Annotated in this window: 15 protein-coding genes and 1 pseudogene; 8 read left to right on the top strand and 8 right to left on the bottom strand. The window is 62.6% G+C overall.

Translation table 11 applies throughout. The annotated features are described in order from the left end of the window. Positions 1–250 precede the first annotated feature (250 nt). Positions 251–1,960: a 2-succinyl-5-enolpyruvyl-6-hydroxy-3-cyclohexene-1-carboxylic-acid synthase gene (menD, locus tag AC0J5Z_RS07825; protein WP_475038570.1), complete on the bottom strand. Its 1,710-nt coding sequence runs from the start codon at positions 1,958–1,960 to the stop codon at positions 251–253. Positions 1,961–2,048: 88 nt separating this feature from the next. Between menD and AC0J5Z_RS07820 the strand changes: the two genes are divergently transcribed. The 5 genes from AC0J5Z_RS07820 (at position 2,049) to AC0J5Z_RS07800 (ending at position 8,426) form a co-directional block, all read left to right on the top strand. Next, positions 2,049–3,140 (top strand): LacI family DNA-binding transcriptional regulator, encoded by a 1,092-nt coding sequence (locus AC0J5Z_RS07820; protein WP_475038569.1) that lies wholly within the window; start codon positions 2,049–2,051, stop codon positions 3,138–3,140. 228 nt (positions 3,141–3,368) lie between these two features. After that, positions 3,369–4,643, top strand: a complete 1,275-nt coding sequence (locus tag AC0J5Z_RS07815; protein ID WP_475039622.1) for a sugar ABC transporter substrate-binding protein — start codon at positions 3,369–3,371, stop codon at positions 4,641–4,643. Positions 4,644–4,645: 2 nt separating this feature from the next. Continuing rightward, positions 4,646–5,593, top strand: coding sequence for a carbohydrate ABC transporter permease (locus AC0J5Z_RS07810; RefSeq protein ID WP_475038568.1), 948 nt, complete (start codon positions 4,646–4,648; stop codon positions 5,591–5,593). 7 nt (positions 5,594–5,600) lie between these two features. Further along, positions 5,601–6,455 carry a carbohydrate ABC transporter permease gene (locus AC0J5Z_RS07805; RefSeq protein ID WP_475038567.1) on the top strand — a complete coding sequence of 285 codons (855 nt, stop codon included), beginning with the start codon at positions 5,601–5,603 and terminating at the stop codon, positions 6,453–6,455. 60 nt (positions 6,456–6,515) lie between these two features. Further along, the gene (locus AC0J5Z_RS07800) at positions 6,516–8,426 is read left to right on the top strand and encodes a glycoside hydrolase family 3 protein (RefSeq protein WP_475038566.1); all 1,911 of its coding nucleotides are present in this window, start codon (positions 6,516–6,518) and stop codon (positions 8,424–8,426) included. A gap of 105 nt (positions 8,427–8,531) precedes the next feature. Here the strand turns inward: AC0J5Z_RS07800 and AC0J5Z_RS07795 are convergent, their stop codons facing one another. The 3 genes from AC0J5Z_RS07795 to AC0J5Z_RS07785 all read right to left on the bottom strand — a co-directional run bounded on the left by AC0J5Z_RS07795 (position 8,532) and on the right by AC0J5Z_RS07785 (position 11,947). Continuing rightward, entirely contained in the window at positions 8,532–10,619 is a 2,088-nt protein-coding gene (locus AC0J5Z_RS07795; protein ID WP_475038565.1) for a PhoX family protein, read from the bottom strand. A 76-nt stretch (positions 10,620–10,695) separates the two neighbouring features. After that, on the bottom strand, positions 10,696–11,712 hold the full coding sequence (locus AC0J5Z_RS07790) for an o-succinylbenzoate synthase (RefSeq protein WP_475038564.1): 1,017 nt from the start codon (positions 11,710–11,712) through the stop codon (positions 10,696–10,698). 61 nt (positions 11,713–11,773) lie between these two features. After that, entirely contained in the window at positions 11,774–11,947 is a 174-nt protein-coding gene (locus AC0J5Z_RS07785; RefSeq protein WP_475038563.1) for a hypothetical protein, read from the bottom strand. Positions 11,948–11,987: 40 nt separating this feature from the next. Here AC0J5Z_RS07785 and AC0J5Z_RS07780 point away from each other — a divergent pair. From AC0J5Z_RS07780 to AC0J5Z_RS07770, 3 genes and pseudogenes are all read left to right on the top strand, one after another. Continuing rightward, positions 11,988–12,107 (top strand): annotated as a pseudogene (locus AC0J5Z_RS07780) (DUF2510 domain-containing protein); the annotation flags it as partial. Between the two features lie 69 nt (positions 12,108–12,176). Next, positions 12,177–12,629 carry a DUF2510 domain-containing protein gene (locus AC0J5Z_RS07775; RefSeq protein WP_475039864.1) on the top strand — a complete coding sequence of 151 codons (453 nt, stop codon included), beginning with the start codon at positions 12,177–12,179 and terminating at the stop codon, positions 12,627–12,629. Between the two features lie 67 nt (positions 12,630–12,696). Beyond that, positions 12,697–13,749: a LacI family DNA-binding transcriptional regulator gene (locus tag AC0J5Z_RS07770; RefSeq protein ID WP_475038562.1), complete on the top strand. Its 1,053-nt coding sequence runs from the start codon at positions 12,697–12,699 to the stop codon at positions 13,747–13,749. 608 nt (positions 13,750–14,357) lie between these two features. Here the strand turns inward: AC0J5Z_RS07770 and AC0J5Z_RS07765 are convergent. From AC0J5Z_RS07765 to AC0J5Z_RS07750, 4 genes are read right to left on the bottom strand one after another with little or no spacing between them, the layout of a single operon-like run. Then, on the bottom strand, positions 14,358–15,722 hold the full coding sequence (locus tag AC0J5Z_RS07765) for a glycoside hydrolase family 32 protein (protein WP_475038561.1): 1,365 nt from the start codon (positions 15,720–15,722) through the stop codon (positions 14,358–14,360). 20 nt (positions 15,723–15,742) lie between these two features. After that, entirely contained in the window at positions 15,743–16,615 is an 873-nt protein-coding gene (locus AC0J5Z_RS07760; protein ID WP_475038560.1) for a carbohydrate ABC transporter permease, read from the bottom strand. Positions 16,616–16,623: 8 nt separating this feature from the next. Beyond that, entirely contained in the window at positions 16,624–17,589 is a 966-nt protein-coding gene (locus AC0J5Z_RS07755) for a carbohydrate ABC transporter permease (RefSeq protein ID WP_475038559.1), read from the bottom strand. Beyond that, entirely contained in the window at positions 17,586–19,004 is a 1,419-nt protein-coding gene (locus tag AC0J5Z_RS07750) for an extracellular solute-binding protein (protein ID WP_475038558.1), read from the bottom strand. The genes AC0J5Z_RS07755 and AC0J5Z_RS07750 overlap by 4 nt, the downstream gene beginning before the upstream one ends. Positions 19,005–19,013: the final 9 nt, after the last annotated feature.

The raw sequence follows: 19,013 nt of genomic DNA, 5'->3' as shown, positions 1-19,013 counted from the left end.
ACGGCCGTTGAATAGGAGCCCTATGCCGTATGTGGAAATTCTCGGTCACCGCTGACGCGCAGGCGGGCCAACGACACCCAGGTTCGGCCGCCGCGCAGTCCGGTTCACGACACACTTCTCGCCTGCCGACACGCAAATCCGCTGAAGATACTCGGATGCGGGAGTCGCCAGCCCGTTTGCGTGGCCCGGATTGGAAAGGCTGGCGCGCACGAATTTGGGTGTCGCAGGTGCGGGGTAGGACGGGACAGGATCAGCCGGCCGTTAGGACTTGGCCCACTGCGGACGAGATCGCGTCCTTGATCCGTGCATGGAGCGCCCGCAGGCCGGCACGGTCCACGCGCACTTCCACAATGGTGCGTCCCTTCAGCGGCGACTTCAGCGCGTCGGCAAGTTCCGCCGTCGTGCTTACCGCTTGATGTCCGACGCCGTACGCCGCCGCGAGTGACGCGATGTCCACTGAGTGCGGGGTACCAAAGAGGCGTTCGACGGCGGTGCCGTAGGCGCCTGAGTCTTCGACGGCACCGTGCTCGAGGAGATTGAAGATGGCTCCGCCGGCATCGTTGAGCACCACAATGCGGAGGTCTGGGATAGGTTCGCCGTAGCCGAGGAGCAGCCCCCCGGCGTCATGGAGGAAAGTGACGTCGCCCAGCAGGACCGTGGTTTCGCGTCCGCTGCCCAAGGCTATTCCGGTGGCCGTGGCAATGGTGCCGTCGATACCGGCGAGGCCGCGATTGGCGTACACCGTGGCGATGGGTTCAGTGTGAGGTTGTCCGGCGAGGTCGACGTCGCGGATTCCGTTGGAGGAACCAAGCACCAATTGCCCGCGGGAGTGTTCCCAGACGGCGGCCCCAACGGACGGACCGTTGGCGAAACTCTCCCCTGAGAGCACGCCATCCAGGCCGTGCTGGGCGGCAGCACCCGCGAGGAGCCAGGAATCGAGCCATTCGGCGGAGCCACGGCCGGCAAAATCGGCGAGCTCAGGCAGGGTTTCGATAGGGGTTTCGCGCCGCCGGCCTGCCTCATACCAGGCAACCGGAACGGGCTGGTAAATCGCGGTCTCAACGGTGTCGCGTGCCAACAGTGCGGCTACCGGGCGGGACAGTGTTGCTCGGCCAAACAGAACAACGCGCTCTATGGGAGTAGGCGAATCAGGACCGAAGTGTGCCAGCAGTACCCGGTAAGGCCCTACTGCGTTCGGCCCGAAGCGTGCGTTCGATGAAGGTTCCGCCAGCAGGGGCAGGCCATGGGCGCGGGCAAAGGCCTCGGCCACGGGGCCGGCGTCGTGGCCTGCGAGGACCACGGTGCGTCGCTCAGGGAGTTCACTGGATGCTGGCGGAAGGTCCAGCGCTTGGGGGCCGGCGTCGTAATGGAACACGCCGTGTCCCGCGGCGGCCGGGAGAGCATCGCCAGTCGCCGGTACCAGTGGATCGCGGAAGGCGAGGTTCACCTGGACCGGGCCAGGAGGGGTATCTTCGAGGGCCCCGGTGGCTGCGTAGAGCGCGGTGGCAACAGCCTTCTGTGGGTGGTCACCGGCAGGGACGTCGACGGCGAATCGCACGTGCTCGCCGAAGAGGTCCAGTTGGATGGTGGTTTGGTTCGCCCCGGTCCCGTGGAGTTCTTCAGGCCGGTCCGCGGAGATGATGACTACAGGAACAGCTGAATGGTTGGCTTCCATCACGGCAGGTAGGAGGTTGCCCACTGCCGTGCCTGACGTCGTCACGACGGCGGCGGGGGCTTCGGTGGAAAGTGCCAGGCCCAGTGCTGTGAAGCCGGCATCACGTTCGTCGATGCGGATATGAAGCCGAATGCGACCTGTAGCTTCCGCCTCTGCCAGGGCGTAGGCCATGGGCGCTGAGCGTGAACCCGGCGACACCACCACGTGCCGCACACCGCCGTCGAGAAGTGCCGTAACGGCGATCCGGGCGGCGGCGATGGATGTCAGAGAGTCCTGGGAAGTCACCGTTCCAGTCTATTGGCGCCCACCGACGACGAAAGCTCGCTCACGGAATCGAGCTAAGCGCATAGACTCGATGTCGAAGGAGAGTCACATGGCAAAGGGTCCCACCGTCTACCACGTCGCGGAACGGGCTGGCGTTTCGATCGCCACGGTTTCGTTTACCTTTCGGCAGCCGGACAAAGTCAAGGCTTCCACTCGCGAGGCCGTGCTGGCGGCAGCCGAAGCACTGGGTTACGTTCCCAGCGCAAGCGCCCGGGGCCTCGCCCGGGGCAGGACTGGCGCTCTTGGCCTGTTTGCCTACGACTACCTGCTGGACCCCGCCCATGGACGGAGGGAAGAAGGCATTTCTGTTTCCGATCCCGCTTCGATCGAAGGTCTCGGCAACGATGACCTTCGCCTATTCCCCTTGTACGTGGACGAGGTTCAGCGGGGCGTCGAGCTGGAATGCTGGCGGCGCGGCCAGGCGCTCTTCGTGGGAGGCGGCAATCCGGAAAACAACGAGGCCGTGTTGTCCGATATTGCAGGTCGCGTGGATGGGCTGGCAGTGTTTCCCCGCTCGGTACCCAGCGAAGCCCTAGCGCGTATAGCCCGCCGAATTCCCGTAGTAGAAGTCTCAGAGAGTGAGCTTAACCGGGACCTGGACCACGTCACGGTAGACAACGCTTCCGGCATCCGAGCGATGACCGAACACCTCCTTGCCGAGCACGGAATGACCCGGCTGATGTTCCTAGGCGGCATGCCCTCTTCTGACAACGAGCAACGCCTCGAGGCATTCCTTGGCACGCTGCATGACGCCGGGCTATCACCCGCTCGCGAGCCTAGCTATCCATGCGGCAGTGACGAGGGCATCGCGGAAGTCATCCGTACCCTCTGCAACGACGGTGATTTGCCCGACGCCATTGTTTGCGCCACAGATCAGGATGCCCTCATGGTCCTGGATTCCCTGGCCGCAGCTGGAATCAGCGTCCCCAAGGATGTCGCCGTCACAGGATTCGACGGTATTGCGGCGGGCCGCGTGGTCCGGCCGTCCCTGAGCACGGTGCGCCAACCCATGGAGCAGATGGGCCGCATCATGGTCCAACTTCTGCTTGGCCGGCTCGACGACCCTGAAAAGCCTCCCGCCGCCGTACGGCTTCCGGTTCGTCTTGTGGTGCGGGAAAGTTGTGGTTGCCGCCCGGACTAAGCCCGGTCTCCGCTTTCCCTAAAGCCCGGCAGGCGTGATCTGCCGGGCCTTTCTTTGTCCACCCACTTTCGATGGGCTGTTGCCAAAGTCACAATCAATGCGCTTAGATTGAGTTCATTGGCAAATCAAAGCGCTTAGATAGCGTGCTGAGGGGCGCATTCCCGCCCCTGTCCATCCGCGCTTTGCCGGAGTCGGCGAAGAAGGGCGGGAATCACGAAAGGAACAATGATGATCCATCCGAACGCCACCAAGGCAGCTGCGGTAGGCCTTGCCGCAGCCCTGCTGCTTACCGCCTGCGGCAGGGACACCGCAGCTCCAGCCGGCGAGGCATCCGCTGCACCCATCGCCTCAGGACCGGCAACCGGCACCATCACGCTCTGGGCCCAAGGGAGCGAAGGAGAGGCGTTGCCTGCCCTTTTGAAGGAGTTTGAGGCCGAGAACCCCGGCGTCAAGGTCAATGTCACAGCCATTCCCTGGGACGCGGCCCTCAGCAAGTACCAGACCGCCATCGCGGGCGGGACAACCCCTGACGTTGCCCAGATGGGTACCACATGGATGGGTGATTTCAGTGACTCCTTCGATTCCACTCCCAAGGAGATCGACACCAGCACATTCTTCCCGAGCTCAGTGAAGTCAACGGAAGTCCAGGGCACCAACTACGGCATACCGTGGTACGTCGACACCCGTGTTGTCTACTACCGCAGTGATCTGGCGGAGAAGGCGGGTATCACCAAAGCCCCGGAAACCTGGGACGATTTCAAGGCCCTGGCCAAGGGGCTCCAGGAAAAGGCCGGAGCGAAGTTCGGAATCCAACTGCCAACCGGCGTTGCTGGCTCGTACCAGGACACGCTGCCGTTCCAGTGGTCCAACGGTGCCAAGCTCATGAACGACGACGGCACCAAATGGACCCTTGATACCCCAGAGGCCGCTGAGGCCCTGAAGTTCTACTCGGGTTTCTTTACTGAAGGGATCGCGTCCAAAGCAGCCTCCACCGGAACCACGGCCGAGGCTTCGTTCGTGGACGGCTCCGCGCCGATGATGATCAGCGGGCCATGGCACGTGGGACTCCTGAACAAGGCGGGCGGGGAGGGCTTCGCCGACAAGTACAAAGTTGCCACTATGCCTAAGGCCAAGAGCTCCACGTCCTTCGTAGGCGGCTCCAACATGGTGGTGTTCAAGAAATCCGAAAACCGGGACGCATCCTGGAAGCTCCTGCAGTGGCTGTCCAAGCCCGAGGTTCAGCTCAAGTGGTACAAGGCAACGGGTGACCTCCCCTCCCAAGAGAGCGCCTGGAAAGACCCCTCCCTTTCAGGCGACAGCAAGCTTTCGGTCTTCGGGGAGCAGCTGAAATCCACCAACAACCCACCTTCCGTGACGAGTTGGACCCAGGTAGCCGCAGCCGCTGACAGCGAGATCGAGCAGATCGTCAAGGCGGGCAAGGATCCCGAGGAGGCGCTGAAATCCCTCCAGCAGACCGCTGATTCGATCGGGACCGGGAAGTAACTGTGGCAACCACCACAAGCGTCAGGCCTGCCAGGACCAACGTAGCTGGCAGGCCTCCCCTCCGGGGAGGACGCGCACGCCGCCGCCGGAACGGCCTGGTGGCCTGGCTCTTCGCGTTGCCGTTCGTCCTTGTCTTCTCGGTCTTCATGCTGGGACCCTTGGTTTCGTCGTTCCTGATGTCATTCACGGACTTCGCCAGCCGCGATATCGACAACCCACTTGCCGTGGGATTCGTCGGTCTCGACCAATACGCCGCCCTCTTCAAGAACCCCCAGTTCCTGCATTCCGTCGTCAACACGGCGTATTTCGTGGTGGCGGGCATACCCTTGACGATCGTTCTTGCCCTGGCGTTGGCTGTGGCTCTCAACAACGGCATTACCCGTTTCCGCACCGCATTCCGCGTTGGCTTCTACACACCGGTGGTCACCAGCATCGTGGCCGTCGCCGTCGTCTGGCGGTTCATCCTGCAGCCCGACGGCCTGCTGAACGTCATTCTCGGGTGGGTGGGCATTGCCGGTCCTGACTGGCTGAACAGCACCGCATGGTCCATGCCTGCCCTGATCATGTTGGCAGTATGGCGGAACCTGGGAACCCTGATGATCATCTTCCTGGCCGGCCTCCAAAACGTTCCGGCCGACATCCTTGAAGCTGCTGCCGTGGACGGCGCCAATGCCTGGCAGCGCTTCATGCGGATCACGTTGCCGATGCTCCGGCCCACTCTGCTCTTGGGGACTGTCCTGCTTTCCGTGGGCTTCCTGCAGTTCTTTGAAGAGCCCTTTGTAATGACCAAGGGCGGGCCGCTGGACTCCACGTTGTCGGTCAGCTATTTCACGTTCAACCAGTTCGGCTTCGGCAAGTACGGACTCGCTTCGGCTGCCAGTTATGTGCTTTTCGTGGCCATTGCGCTCCTGAGCCTGGTCCAATTCCGAGCCCTGCGATCCAAGGACTGAGGCTTCTATGTCCATCCAAGAAATTACGCGGAAGCCCAAGCGGCGAACACCTGCCGTGCGCCTTTTGACATACGCCGTCCTGATAGTTGCTGTTGCAGCCACTCTCCTGCCGTTCGTGTGGATGTTCCTCGGCGCTTTCAAAACCCAAGGGGAGCTCCTCCGGCGTCCCATCACCTGGTGGCCGGAGCAACCCACCTTGGAAAACTTCCTGGTCTGGTTCAACGAACTTCATATCGGCACGTTCTTTCTCAACAGCGTTGTGGTTGCCGTGTTTACCGTTCTTGGCAACCTGCTGTTCTGCTCGATGGTGGGATATGCACTGGCCAAGATGGACTTCCCCGGCAAGCGATTCCTGTTCCTCCTGGTCATGATCATGCTGATGGTCCCCGGGGTGGTGACCTTTGTGCCCCTGTTCGTGATGGTCAGCAAACTGGGGTTGGTCAGCACCTACCCGGCCCTGATCCTGCCCTTCCTCGCAGCCCCGATGGGCGTGTTCCTCATGCGCCAATTCATCATGGGCATCCCCGATTCCCTGATCGAGGCCGCCAGGATTGATGGTGCAGGTGAGCTGCGCACCTTCCTGCGGATCGTTTTGCCCTTATGCGGACCCCCGCTGGCAACCTTGGGCATCCTGACCTTCCTCGGGTCGTGGAACAACTTCCTTTGGCCGCTTGTGGTGGCCCAAAGCGAGGACATGTACACGCTGCCTGTGGCGCTATCCCTGTATTCCACCGGCCAAAACGCCACTGATTACGGACTGCTCCTGGCCGGATCGGTCTTGGTGATCACGCCAATCCTTCTGCTGTTCATTGCCCTGCAGCGCTACTTCATCCAAGGCGTCGCGGCCACCGGGATCAAGTAGCCAAGCCACCGGGATTCCTGGCCGGCCCCTGCGCAATCGAACACTCTGACGAAAGTACCCATGACTTCACAAACCCACACCAGTTCCGCTCCGGCATTCTCCCTCTCGGACAACGGCACCCAGTACCGGGACCTCAACGGCAACGGGATCATGGATCCCTTCGAAGACCCTTCCCTTACGCCGGAGGAACGTGCAGCCGACCTTACGTCGCGGCTTAGCCTCGAGGAGAAGGCCGGATTGATGTTCCACACGGTCATCGAAACAGGCCCGGATGGCTCCCTTCTGGAGAGACCCGGCAGCATCAGCAAGTCACCCACAAGCACCGTGATTCTTGGCAAGTTCATGAACCATTTCAATATCCATGGTCTTGGTACAGCCCGGGAGGCGGCCCGTTGGAGCAATTCCCTTCAGATACTCGCCCAGCAGACGCCGCACGGTATCCCCGTGACCGTCTCCACCGACCCAAGGCACGCGTTCATCGAGAACTCCGGTGTCTCCTTCACGGCGGCCCACTTCTCGCAATGGCCCGAACCGATTGGGCTCGCGGCCATCGGGAGCTCGGACCTTATCCGCAGGTTTGCCGAGATCGCCCGGCAGGAATACACCGCCGTCGGCATCAGGGCGGCCCTCCACCCCACGGTGGACTTGGCCACCGAACCGCGGTGGTGCCGGCAGGCTGGGACCTTCGGTCAAGACTCAAAGTTAAGCGCCGCGTATGTTGTGGAGTACCTGCAAGGATTCCAAGGTGAGAATCTTGGACCCGGGAGCGTCGCTTGCACCACCAAGCACTTCCCCGGCGGTGGTCCGCAGCGCGACGGCGAAGACGCCCACTTCCCTTACGGTCGGGAACAGGTCTACCCCGGTGGCAGGTTCGACGAACATCTTGCTCCGTTTCGGACGGCCATAGCGGAGAAGACCAGCGCCATCATGCCGTACTACGGTATGCCGGTGGACGTTGAACTGGACGGCGAGCCCTTGGAAGAGGTTGGCTTCGGCTATAACAAGCAAATCATCACCGGCCTGCTCAGGGACAAGCTCGGCTTCGACGGGGTGGTGCTCAGCGATTGGGAACTGGTCAACGACAACCTCGTGGGAGAGCAGGTGCTGCCGGCACGGGCTTGGGGCGTCGAACATCTCACTGCGCCGGAGCGGATGCTGAAAATCCTCAACGCCGGTGTTGACCAATTCGGTGGCGAAGAATGCACGGAATTGCTCATCGGCTTGGTTCGGGATGGCTCGGTCAGCGAGGAACGAATCGACGAATCCGTTCGCCGCCTTCTGCTGGTCAAATTCCAGCTGGGCCTGTTCGACAATCCCTTTGTGGACGAGGATGCGGCAGCCGAAATTGTTGGGAAGGCAGAGTTCCGGCGTGAGGGTCACAGAGCACAGGCGCGATCCGTCACGGTGCTGGCAAACAGCACCGACGACGGCGGGACCTGCCTTCCGCTGGCAGGTTCTCCCTCCATCTACGTGGAAGGTATGGATCCGGTCAGTCTCGCTGGCTTCGGATCCCCTGCAAAAGACCCGGACGGTGCGGACATTGCCGTCATCCGACTGCACGCCCCCTGGGAACATCGCGATGATCTATTCCTCGAGAAACACTTTCACGCCGGCAGTTTGGACTTCCCACCAGGGCTGGTTTCGCGTCTCAAGTCACTGGCCGAACGTGTTCCCTTGATCATTGACATACGTCTGGACCGGCCAGCTGTCCTAACACCGTTGGCTACCATCACTTCAGCTTTGGTAGGCACGTTCGGTGTCTCGGACACTGCACTCCTCGACGCATTGTTCGGTCGAATCCTGCCCGAAGGAAAACTTCCTTTTGAGATTCCAAGGTCCATGGATGCCGTTCGAGCGTCCCGATCGGACGTAGCCGGGGACACCGTGGATCCACTCTTTCCCTTCGGCTACGGCCTTTCCCTGCCCGTCCATAACCCTTCGACCGAAACCGAAGGTTCCTCCGCAACCTAGCAAGGGCTCAACCAGCCCCACGACGAACGCTCTCTCACCTCCGCACCGGCGAGCGGCGGGAGGTAAGAGAGCGTTCCCCGCAAGCACGCGGGATGTGAGAGAGGGTTACTTGCGGAAGACCTGCACCACCGAGGGGCGCGGAGCCCTCGCCGCACCCGCGGCGGGGGTAGCTCCAGCCGGAACGTAGTCCGGGAAGTAGGAGTTCTGGGCGGCGAATGAGCCGTCTTCACCTGGGTGCTGGACGGCGACGAACACGGTGCGCTCTTCGTCGTGGATGATCGGACCACAGGTCTCGGCATCGCGGGGAACGGCGAGGAACTGCTCCACCTTGCCGCGCTCAGGACCTTCAAGGGTGACCTTGAAGAGACCGTCCGCGTAGCCAATGGTTCCGGGAGCGCCGTCGGTGGAGATCCAGAGGTTGCCCACGGAGTCGAAGGCCACGTTGTCCGGGCAGGAGATCGGTGAAACCTTGTCCACCGGGAATCCTGCGAAGTACGTGGAGGTGTTCTTAGCCGGGTCTCCGGCCACCAGCAGGAGGTTCCAGTTGAACTTGGTTCCCGTCTGCTCGCGTCCTTCGGTGATTTCCACGACGTGACCGTCACGGTTGAGCGTGCGCGGGTTGACCTCCGTGGCGCCTTCCTTGCCCGGCTTGCCGCGATCCGTGTTATTGGTGCAGGCAACGTAAACCTTGCCGGTACGCGGGTTCGGTTCCACGTCTTCGCAGCGGTCCATCTTGGTGGGGCCAACCTTGTCTGCGGCCAGACGGGTGTAGACAAGGACCTCGGGCACGGTCATGCCAGGGACAGCCGAGGTTCCGTTGACCACCAGCGGCAGCCATTCACCAGTGCCATCAAAGGCACCATCTGCCGGGAGCTTGCCCGTGCCGTCGATATCCGCGGGAGAGTCTCCCGTGAACCGAGCCACGTAGAGGTCGCCCTCGGAAAGCAGGTTCATGTTGTTCTTGCGGGCTTCTTTGGAGTCCCCGGCCTGGTACTTGCCCTTGGAGACGAACTTGTAGAGGTAGTCGAAGCGCTCGTCATCGCCCATGTAAGCGACAACCCGCCCGTCAGGAGCGACGATGACGTTGGCGCCCTCGTGCTTGAAGCGGCCCATGGCGGAGTGCTTCTTGGGGGTGGAGGTGGGGTCGAACGGATCAACTTCCACAATCCAGCCGAAGCGGTTGGTCTCGTTGGCGTAGCCGGAGTTGCGGGTGTCGAAGCGCGGCTCGTCGAGTTCCCACTGACGGGTTGTCGGCTTCGCGGAAATTCCGTAGCGCTTGTCGCCATCGCTGGTGCCCGGCGCAGCGAAGTAGCCGTTGAAGTTCTCCTCGCCGGAGAGGATGGTGCCCCAGGGGGTGGTTCCGCCGGCACAGTTGCCCAGCGTGCCCTTGATCCAGCGGCCAGCGGGGTCATCAATGGTCTTGACCAGGTTGGTCCCGGCGGCAGGACCAGTCAGCTCGTAGACGGTGTCCGTGAGGAAGCGGCGGTTGAGGGGTGCGCCCTGAACGTAGCTCCACGGCTTGTTCTTGTTCTTGCGCTCAAGTTCCACCACGGCAAGGCCATGCCCGGCGCGGCCGATCGCGCGTGCTTCAGCGGCGTCGAAGCCCAGTGGGAGCATGATGTTCTCGTTGGTGTACTCGTGGTTGCTGAACAGCACCGCACGGCGATCCTTGGACCCGGGGATGGGGAGGATGTCCGTGTAGTCGTTGTTGTAGCCGAACTGGCGGGCCTGCGCGGCAGCGGTCTGCGCGTTCAGGTCGAAGGCCGGCGAGTCAGCGAAGAGGGGGTCTCCCCAACGGATGATGGGCTTCCAATCGAATCCCTCCGGAACAGTGAAGGCATCCACTGCTGCGTCTACGGGCTTGATGGCGGTGAACTTGAGCTTGGACTTGTCGAAGCCCTTCTTCGCGGCATCGGAGAGTCCGTTGCCCGAGTCCGCCACGGCGGTGTCACCACCAGTCACGGCACCACCGAGTACGATGGCGAGCGCTCCGGCGGCACCGAGCCCCAGGGCGGCACGGCGGGACATGGCCGTTGAAGCAATGTCGCGGAAGTAGCCGTTTGCGCTGGTGTTGCATACATCGCCCGAGCAGGCGTTGTCGCACTTCAAAGCACAGGTAACGGCGCTTCGCTTGCCTTTGGTGTGGCCGAGCATGGGGAGCAGCGGAAACGTGCGTCCGGTGGTTTCAGACATGGGAGGACCTTCCAGAGGATGTACGAGGTTCCCGCTGAGCCTTTCAGCGGAAACCGAATCTGAGAGGTCTCTCTGGTTAAGAGCCGGTGAACAAACCGTGCTGGTTTCGCAACAGTACCGAGTGCACCCGGCGGAGTCGGTCCAGCCACCATTCCCGACGCTCCCCCGATGCCGCGTACTGCTCAAGCAGCCCGGGATCGGCGACCGTTTCGCGCAACTGAATGGCGCCGTCGTCGGCCACCAGCGGGTCCATCGTGATGTCCGAAGCGAACAGCGAGACGGTGCCAAGACCACAGGCATAGGGAAGGGACGGCAGGGCGGCCGCGAGCGCCAGCCCTGCACGGATGCCCACCGAGGTGTCCAATGCAGAACTTACGACGGCGGGTAGCCCGGCTTGGTCCACGATGTCCAATGCCCGCGCGACGCCCCCAAGTGGCGCGACCTTGACCACGATGAGGTCGGCGGCACCAGCCCGGGCGACACGCAAGGGATCTTCTTCTTTGCGTACACTCTCGTCCGCGGCGATGAGGACTGGCGTACCTACAGCACTTAGCCGACGACGGACTTCGGCCAAGCCCTCAATGGTGGGGACGGGTTGCTCCGCATACTCAAGCCCAGCAGCGGAAAGTTTGCCCAGGGCTTCCACGGCCTGCTCCGTGTCCCATCCCCCGTTGGCGTCCACCCGGATGGCGGCGTCAGGAAGGGCCTCGCGTACTGCATTCACCCGGGCGACGTCGTCCGCCAGTTCCTGGCCCCGCTCGGCAACTTTGATCTTGACAGCGTCCACCCTGCCGAAGCGCGCCAGCACCTCAGGGACGCGCTCTGCCGGGACGGCAGGAACGGTCGCGTTGACCGGGATACTGTCCCGCAGTGGCGCGGGGAAACCTAGCCAACCCGCTTCCAAGGCGGCGGCCAGCCAGCGGGAGGATTCGTCGTCGTCGTATTCGGGGAAGGGACAGAACTCCCCCCAGCCGAGCGGTCCTCGCAAGAGGAGTGTTTCGCGCTCCATGATGCCGCGGAACTTCACGCGCATGGGCAGCGAGACCACGTGGGCGGAATCGAGGAGTTCTTCGAGGGAGGGAAGTGCAGGCATATTGCCACTGTACCGGCGGCCTCCCACCCCACCAGCAAGCCAATTCGGCTATGTGGAAAAGCTACTCAGTCCAGTATTTCTGCACGCTCTCCAGCGCCTCGCGGAGCTGCCGCCCGGGCAGGACGAGCGAGCTCTCCGGAATGTCCAGCGCATGCCACTGAGCTACCAGCGTCGTATCACCCTCCACCGCCACGAGGCGTCCGGGGAGGGTCTCCTGGCAAGCGAGAGACCGCAATCGCGATATTCTCAGAATCACGACTCAATGCGGGGGAATTATGACTCAATCAATGCCAGGTTCGACGACGCCTCCCGGCTGGTACCCGGACCCTTCGGATCCGCGGAACGTCCGGTGGTGGGATGGACGCGCGTGGACGGCGCACCAGGCGCCCGCTCAGTTCCAACAGTCCGCCCAGTTTCAACCGCCTTTCCAGGCGCCACGTCCTAAGCTCAGCCCGCAAACTCCGGTGTACAACTTGTTCATCTGGGCCATCACCTTGATGCCGCTGATCTCAATCCTGCTCCTGTTAACCTGGCAGCCCGAGTTCAGGATGATCACCACTCGGCAGGGCGTTAGCACCATTGACCCTTTGTCCATATACACCCCCGGCTATTTCCTCTTGATGGGTACCAGTTTCCTTTTCTATGGTCTCTCGGTTTTCTTCGCTTACCTGGACCGCCAGCGACTGCTGAAGTCCGGCGTCGTACGTCCCTTCCACTGGGCCTGGGCGTTCCTCAGCGCGCTCGTGTACGTGATCGGCCGCTCTGTGATTGTGAACAAGGTAGCGCCTAAGCGAGGGCTATGGCCGATATGGGCCACCATTGCCGTGTTTGTTATCAGCATGGTTATTACCGGCATCTGGATGTCCAACTTCATGCAGTCGATGTACTCCCAGTTTGGCTACTCAATCACCACCTGAGGCTTCGGGACTAAACCTCACACGCGTTAGGTAGACTGCTGACAACAAAGCACGGAAGGACTCTCCCATGAACCGCAAGGCCACCGCACTGGACGTCGCCAAAAGGGCGGGTGTCTCCAGGAGCGCGGTCTCGCTGGTTCTGAACGGGCGCGGCGATGGGAACGTGGCCAAGGAGAGCCAGGACAGGATCCGGCAGGCGGCCGAGGAACTCAATTACTCGCCCAACGCCATCGCCTTGAGCCTGCGGAACCAGCGGTCGCGGGTGATCGGCATTCTTTCCGACGAAGTAGTGGTCAGCCCTTTTGATGGCAACATCATCGGCGGCGCAGATGACGTGGCCCGCAGCCGCGGATTCGTCACCGTTGTCATGGATACCGAGCGAGATGCTGCGAGGGACGCGAGCGCGATTGAGACCCTCCTGGACCGGCAGGTTGACGGGCTCATGTACGTGACCGTGGGCTTGAAACCTATCGATGTTCCGCACGGAATGCTGCGTGTCCCGTCGGTCCTGGCCAACTGCTATGACAACCACCCCCAGCCTCAGTTGCATCACGTCATACCGGACGAACTCACTGGTGGCAGGGAGGCCACGGAGCACCTCTTGGCCCTTGGCCACCGGGACATCGCGCTGCTCGCCGGGTCAGAGGATTCGCCCGCAGCCCCTTTGCGCGTTCAGGGTTACAGGAACGCGCACTCAGCGGCCAACGTCCCGGTCCGTAATGACCGGATCTTCATGGCCGGCTGGGACATCGACGCCGGCTACCGGGGCACCATGAAACTGCTCGACGGCGTGTCCCCGACTGATCGACCCACCGCCATCATGTGCGCGAACGACCGCCTGGCCGTCGGCGTCGCCCTCGCTGCCGCGCGCCTGGGACTGAGCGTTCCCGAGGACCTGTCCATCATGGGCTACGACGACGAAACCCGGATCGCCGACACCATGGTCCCGGCTCTAACCACCATGGCGTTGCCGCTGCGGGAGATTGGCCGAGCCGCCATGACCGCGTTGCTGGACGCGATCGAAGGTACGGAAACAGCAGGAAAAGGAACCACCTTTGAGACGATGGTCCCCTGCCGCCTGGTCGCTCGCGAGTCCACGGGCCCCGCACCCACCCGCTGACGCACGTTGCGAGGCCCACTCTGCGCCCCAAAACACCCCCCAAACACGCACACCAGGCCCCACAACACACCCCACTCACGTTGCGAGGCCCACTCTGCGCCCCAAAACACACCCCAAACACGCACACCAGGCCCCACAACACACCCACTAACGTTGCGAGGCCCACTCTGCGCCCCAAAACACACCCCAAGCACGCACACCAGGCCCCACAACACACGGCACCCCACGTTGCGAGGCCCACTCAGCGCCCCAAAACACACCCCAAACACGCACACCAGGCCCCACAACACACCCACTAACGTTGCGAGGCCCACTCAGCGCCCCAAAACACACCCCAAACACGCACACCAGGCCCCACAACACACCCACTCACATTGCCAGGCCCACTCTGCGCCCCAAAACACACCCCAAACACGCACACCAGGCCCCACAACACACGACACCCCTCGTTGCCAGGCCCACTCTGCGCCCCAAAACACACCCCAAGCACGCACACCAGGCCCCACAACACACGACACCCCTCGTTGCCAGGCCCACTCTGCGCCCCAAAACACACCCCAAGCACGCAAAACGGGCCCCACAACGCGCGCACGACGACGGCCTGCCGCCTATGCCGGAAGCGTCAACTCCCATACGTCGGCAGTCGCGCCGACGGGCAAGGTGAGCTGCCATTCCTCCCCCGGAGCCGGGTAGGCCCGAAGGGTGGTGGCGACGGAACCCGAACGGTACACCTCAACAAGGGATGCATCGACGAAGATTCGCAACTCTTCGCCCGCTGCCAAGGAACATGAGTAGACCACCTGAGCATCGGCTCCCGAACCAAGCACCAGCTCCACGGAACCAGAAGCACCCCGAACCAGCACCTCTGCGAACCCCGGAACCACAACGGAACCAGCAGCACCCGTAACCACAGAGGCACCCCGGTACGCCTCAACCTCCGGCGCAGGAGAAACAGCCAGCGCCCCGTCAACCACCGACAAAACGCGAGGATGCGTCAACACGCCAGCCCAGCCGGCGTCGTCGATTTCGTCCTGGGTCCGGCCCCGGCGACCATCGCGTCCGGGACCTTCGTTGGCCCACCCCCACAGGAGGGCTCGAGGCGAGGAACCGGAAGTAAGCTGCAGGATCTGCGGGGCATAGAAGTCCCGGCCGAGATCGGACTTTCCACCAGAAACGGGTACAAACACAGGCAATCCGGAGACTGGATCTTCGGACAAGGAACCGATCAGGTGCCCTACACCGTTGGCGTGCTCGTGGTCATCGCCCGAGAGCCATAGAGAGAACATCATGACCCATTCACCGGAAGATACCTGCACCAACTGCGGGCACTCCCAGATTTCGGCCGGAGTATAAGCAGCGGCCACGGGATCAGCAGTGGTCAGCCAAACTCCTTGGTATTGCCAGGAGTTCATGTCCTCCACTGTGTACAACAGCAAGGCGGCGCGTCCATCGGAGAGACCCGCCCCCTGCATGGCATATCGAGCACCGTTGAAGCGGAAGATGAAGGGATCCCGCACAGCGGTCACCAGAGGATCAGAGGGCATCGACGCAGCAACGTGGCCGTCCTGCTCCCATGTCACCAGGTCAGAGGAACCGCGGGCAATGACAACCTGCGAGTGCCCGCCATGATCCTTCACGCCCGAGTACGCCGCCGTGGGCACTCCACCATCAGAGGTCACCACGCCGGTCCAGCACCCGGCGGAATCGGGCCCACCGGGCTGCGGCGAAAGGGCCACGGGGTGTTCTTCCCAGTGCACTAAATCACCAGAGCTCAGGTGCCCCCAGTTGATTTGCGAATGTCGCGGGGACAAAGGGTTGTACTGGAAGAACACGTGGTAACGGCCGTTGATGTAGCTGATGCCGTTGGGATCGTTGATCCATCCCTGTGCCGGGCGCGGGTGGAAGCGCGGGAATGCGGGATCCGGGTGCGTGGCCGCCGCGGCGAGAGAATCAAAAAGTGCAAGGTCCGTCAACGGAACCCCTTTCAAAAAAGTTACTTGCCCGTACCGGCGGTGAGCCCGTCCTGCAGCGCGCGCTGGCCGAACATGAACACCACCAGCGCGGGAATCATGGAGAGGACAACGCCGGCCAGGACAACGGAGATACTCCCGGTACCGAGGTTGCCTTGAAGCGACACCAAGCCCAGTGGCAACGTGAAGTTCTGCTCGGAGATGGTCATGATGAGCGGCCTGAAGAATTCGTTCCAGTGGAAGTTGAACGCCAGAATGCCCACGATCGCCAGGCCCGGCATTGCCAGCGGCGCGTATACGGAACGGAACGTCCTCCACGGCGAGGCGCCGTCGATCGCGGCAGCTTCAGCGAGCTCACCCGGCAACCCCATGAAGTACTGGCGCATCAGGAAGGTGCCGAACGCCGTCGGGATGGCCGGAATGATCAGCGCGAGCAGCGTGTCCGAGAGCCCGACGCCGCGGATCAGCATGAACACGGGGACGATGGTGACTTGCGCGGGCACCATCATGGTGGCCAGCACGATCGAGAACAGGGCGCCCCGCCCCCGAAAGCGAAGGTGCGCGAACGCATACCCAGCCAAGGCGGCGGTCACCATCTGCCCGACAGCGATCAGCCCGGTCACCAGCGCACTGTTCACCACCAGCGCCACGATGTTGAGCTGCTTGAACACTTGCTCGTAGGAAGTCAGGTCCGGGTTCAGCGGCAGGAATGCGGGCGGCAGCTGGAAGGATTCCGACGGCGGACGCAGCGAGGTGGACAGCGTCCACAACACGGGCCCCAGGACAAAGACGGACGCGATCAGCAAGACGATGACGCGGACGGCCACTGACCAGTCGCGCTTCTTCCGCGTTACTACAGGCGCCGTGGTGGTGACACGTTCTTGAATGGTAGTCATGGCGGGCCTTACTGGTAGAAGACGAATCGTTTGCTGAGCCGGAACTGCGCGGCCGTGATGGCCATGATGATGAGCGTCAGGATCACGCCGATCGCAGAGGCCTGGCCGAACTCGAGGCGTTGGAACGCGGACTCGAAGATCACCATCACGGCTGTGCGCGTTGAGTCGCCAGGCCCGCCGCGGGTAAGCACGTAGGGCTGGTCGAACACTTGCAGCGCGTTGATGATCGCCATGACCGAGGCCACCAGCGTGGTGGGGCTCAGCAGGGGCAGCGTGACAAACCAATGCTTGCGCCAGCCTGTAGCGCCGTCGATCGACGCCGCCTCGTAGGTTTCCACCGGAATGGAGGCCAGCCCGCCGATGAACAGCAGGAACGAGAACCCGAAGTTCTGCCATACATACACAAGAATCACGACGGCGGCCGACCCACTTGGCGTCGTCAGCCACGGAACCGCGGGGATGCCAACTATGGACAGCAACCAGTTCACGACGCCGAATTGTTCGTTGAACAGGTACCGCATGAAGATCGATACCGACGCCGCGGACAGGATCAACGGGAAGAAGAATGCCGAACGGAAGAACACCCTAAGCCAGGCCGGGAGCTTCTCCTGCACCATGATCGCCAAGCCAAGCGCCAGTCCGAGCTGGAGGGCCACGGCCACCACCACAAACACGATGGTGTTAACGAACGACACCCGGACGGTGGGGTCCTGGACTACCTCGGCGAAGTTGTCGAAGCCCACGAACGTTGGCGCCGAGATAATGTCCCATCGGAAGAATGCGAGCGCGATCGAGGCGACGATCGGCAGCAAAGTAAAGATACCCATGCCCACGATGGTCGGTGCCAGGAAGGCCCAGGGAAGCCAGCGTTGCTGCACGCGTCTGCGCTTGGCGCCTTGTCCGTTCTTCTTGGCGGCCTGACGATAGCCCGGCTCGCTCCCCGTCCCCGTAGGTGTACTGGTTGCCGTGCTCATGGCTGCCTCCTCAGGGCCAGTTCAAGGTCGCGCTGCATGGAACTGAGGGCGTCCTTGAGTTGACGCTCGTCTCCACTGACAGCCAGGCTTACGTTTTTCATGAGGGCGGTTTCGACGGCGGCCTGCTGGGGTGGCGCTGGAATGGGACCTGTGGTGGGGAACTTGTCCAGGGTGTCGTAGAAGACCTTCCAGTTCCGCGGACCGGTTCCGGCGTAGAGCTGCTCGTTGACCATGGAGCGGCGGGCGGGTGTGGTGTTCGGCGTGGGGAACACGATCTGCATGGCTTCGCGGCTGGAGCTGAACTTCACCCACTCCCAGGCGGCGTCCTTATCTTTGGCGGTCTTCATGATCGCGTAGCCTGCCGTGCCGAACTGGTGGCGCTGGGTCCGCCATTTCGGGAAGAACTGGACGTCGAAGTCGCTCTCGGTCATCCCCGCCTCGTGGAGGCCTTGGACCCAATAGCCGCCTGCCGGCGTCGTACCTATCCTGTTGGAGGCAAAGAGGCCGATCAGCGCGCTGCCGCCGCCTTCCTCAGGCCGGACACCCAGTCCGTCCTTCACGAGTCCGCGGAGGTAGTCGAAGGATTCGAAGACCCGGGGATCGTCGGCGTTGGGTTCAAGCCACTGGTAGCCGCCGGATCGGAGGCTGCGTGTGGGGTCGTTGGCGTAGAAGCCGTCCCACAGCCATTCGCCGCCCGGGGACTTGGTTTCCTTGAGGAAGCTGGTGTCGTTCGCGTACAGCCACGGCACCACTCCGCCGAAGAGACGGTTGGTCCAGTAATAAGGGGTGAAGTCGGCGGGCTTGGCCTTCTTCATTGCAGCGAGGGTGCTGCGGAAGTCCGTGTGCGTCCAGTTGTCGGACGGCCGTTCCAAGCCCGCCGAGCGGAGTGACGCGGTGTTGTAGTACATGTTGGCCGCGTTCCAGTCGATGGGGAGCTGGAACAGGCTGCCTTTGTACATGAACGCTTCCACCAGGCTGGGGTGGACGTCCGCGAAGTACTCCTTCATGTGGTCGGCGTCGCGGCGGAGGTATTCGTCCAGCGGGTGGGCCAGCTTCTCGGCGAAGAGCTGGGCGCCCTCCGTTGCCACATACACCACGTCCGGCGGGGTGCCTGCGGCAACCATGGTGAGGATCTTGGTGAAGAAGTCCTTCCAGTCCACGGCTTGGATCGCCTGGACCTTGACCTTGATTTCGGGGTGGACCTTGGCGAAAGCGTCGATGACCTTCTGGCGGGCTGCGGCGTCCGCGGCGGTGCCCATGATGGCGATGCTGAGGCTGTTGTCTCCCCGGCCTGGAATGTCGGCCCCTGTCAGGCGCGGCCACGATGCAGCGGTGACTCCCACAATTCCGGCGCCGAGGGCTGTGAGGGCACTTCTACGTGTGAATTCACGCAAAGCCCCGTTGGTTCCCGACATGTGAATTTC

The sequence above is a fragment of the Paenarthrobacter sp. TRD_SC_7 genome (assembly GCF_056156245.1).
Note: the sequence above shows the minus strand (reverse complement) of the source record. Positions and strands in the feature narration are given on the sequence as shown.

Coding starts and splice junctions, on each gene's coding strand:
- AC0J5Z_RS07790 (WP_475038564.1), bottom strand. CDS start 11,712: ATGCCTGCACTTCCCTCCCTCGAAGAACTCCTCGATTCCGCCCACGTG.
- AC0J5Z_RS07800 (WP_475038566.1), top strand. CDS start 6,516: ATGACTTCACAAACCCACACCAGTTCCGCTCCGGCATTCTCCCTCTCG.
- AC0J5Z_RS07760 (WP_475038560.1), bottom strand. CDS start 16,615: ATGACTACCATTCAAGAACGTGTCACCACCACGGCGCCTGTAGTAACG.
- AC0J5Z_RS07820 (WP_475038569.1), top strand. CDS start 2,049: ATGGCAAAGGGTCCCACCGTCTACCACGTCGCGGAACGGGCTGGCGTT.
- AC0J5Z_RS07805 (WP_475038567.1), top strand. CDS start 5,601: ATGTCCATCCAAGAAATTACGCGGAAGCCCAAGCGGCGAACACCTGCC.
- AC0J5Z_RS07750 (WP_475038558.1), bottom strand. CDS start 19,004: ATGTCGGGAACCAACGGGGCTTTGCGTGAATTCACACGTAGAAGTGCC.
- AC0J5Z_RS07795 (WP_475038565.1), bottom strand. CDS start 10,619: ATGTCTGAAACCACCGGACGCACGTTTCCGCTGCTCCCCATGCTCGGC.
- AC0J5Z_RS07755 (WP_475038559.1), bottom strand. CDS start 17,589: ATGAGCACGGCAACCAGTACACCTACGGGGACGGGGAGCGAGCCGGGC.
- AC0J5Z_RS07815 (WP_475039622.1), top strand. CDS start 3,369: ATGATCCATCCGAACGCCACCAAGGCAGCTGCGGTAGGCCTTGCCGCA.
- AC0J5Z_RS07770 (WP_475038562.1), top strand. CDS start 12,697: ATGAACCGCAAGGCCACCGCACTGGACGTCGCCAAAAGGGCGGGTGTC.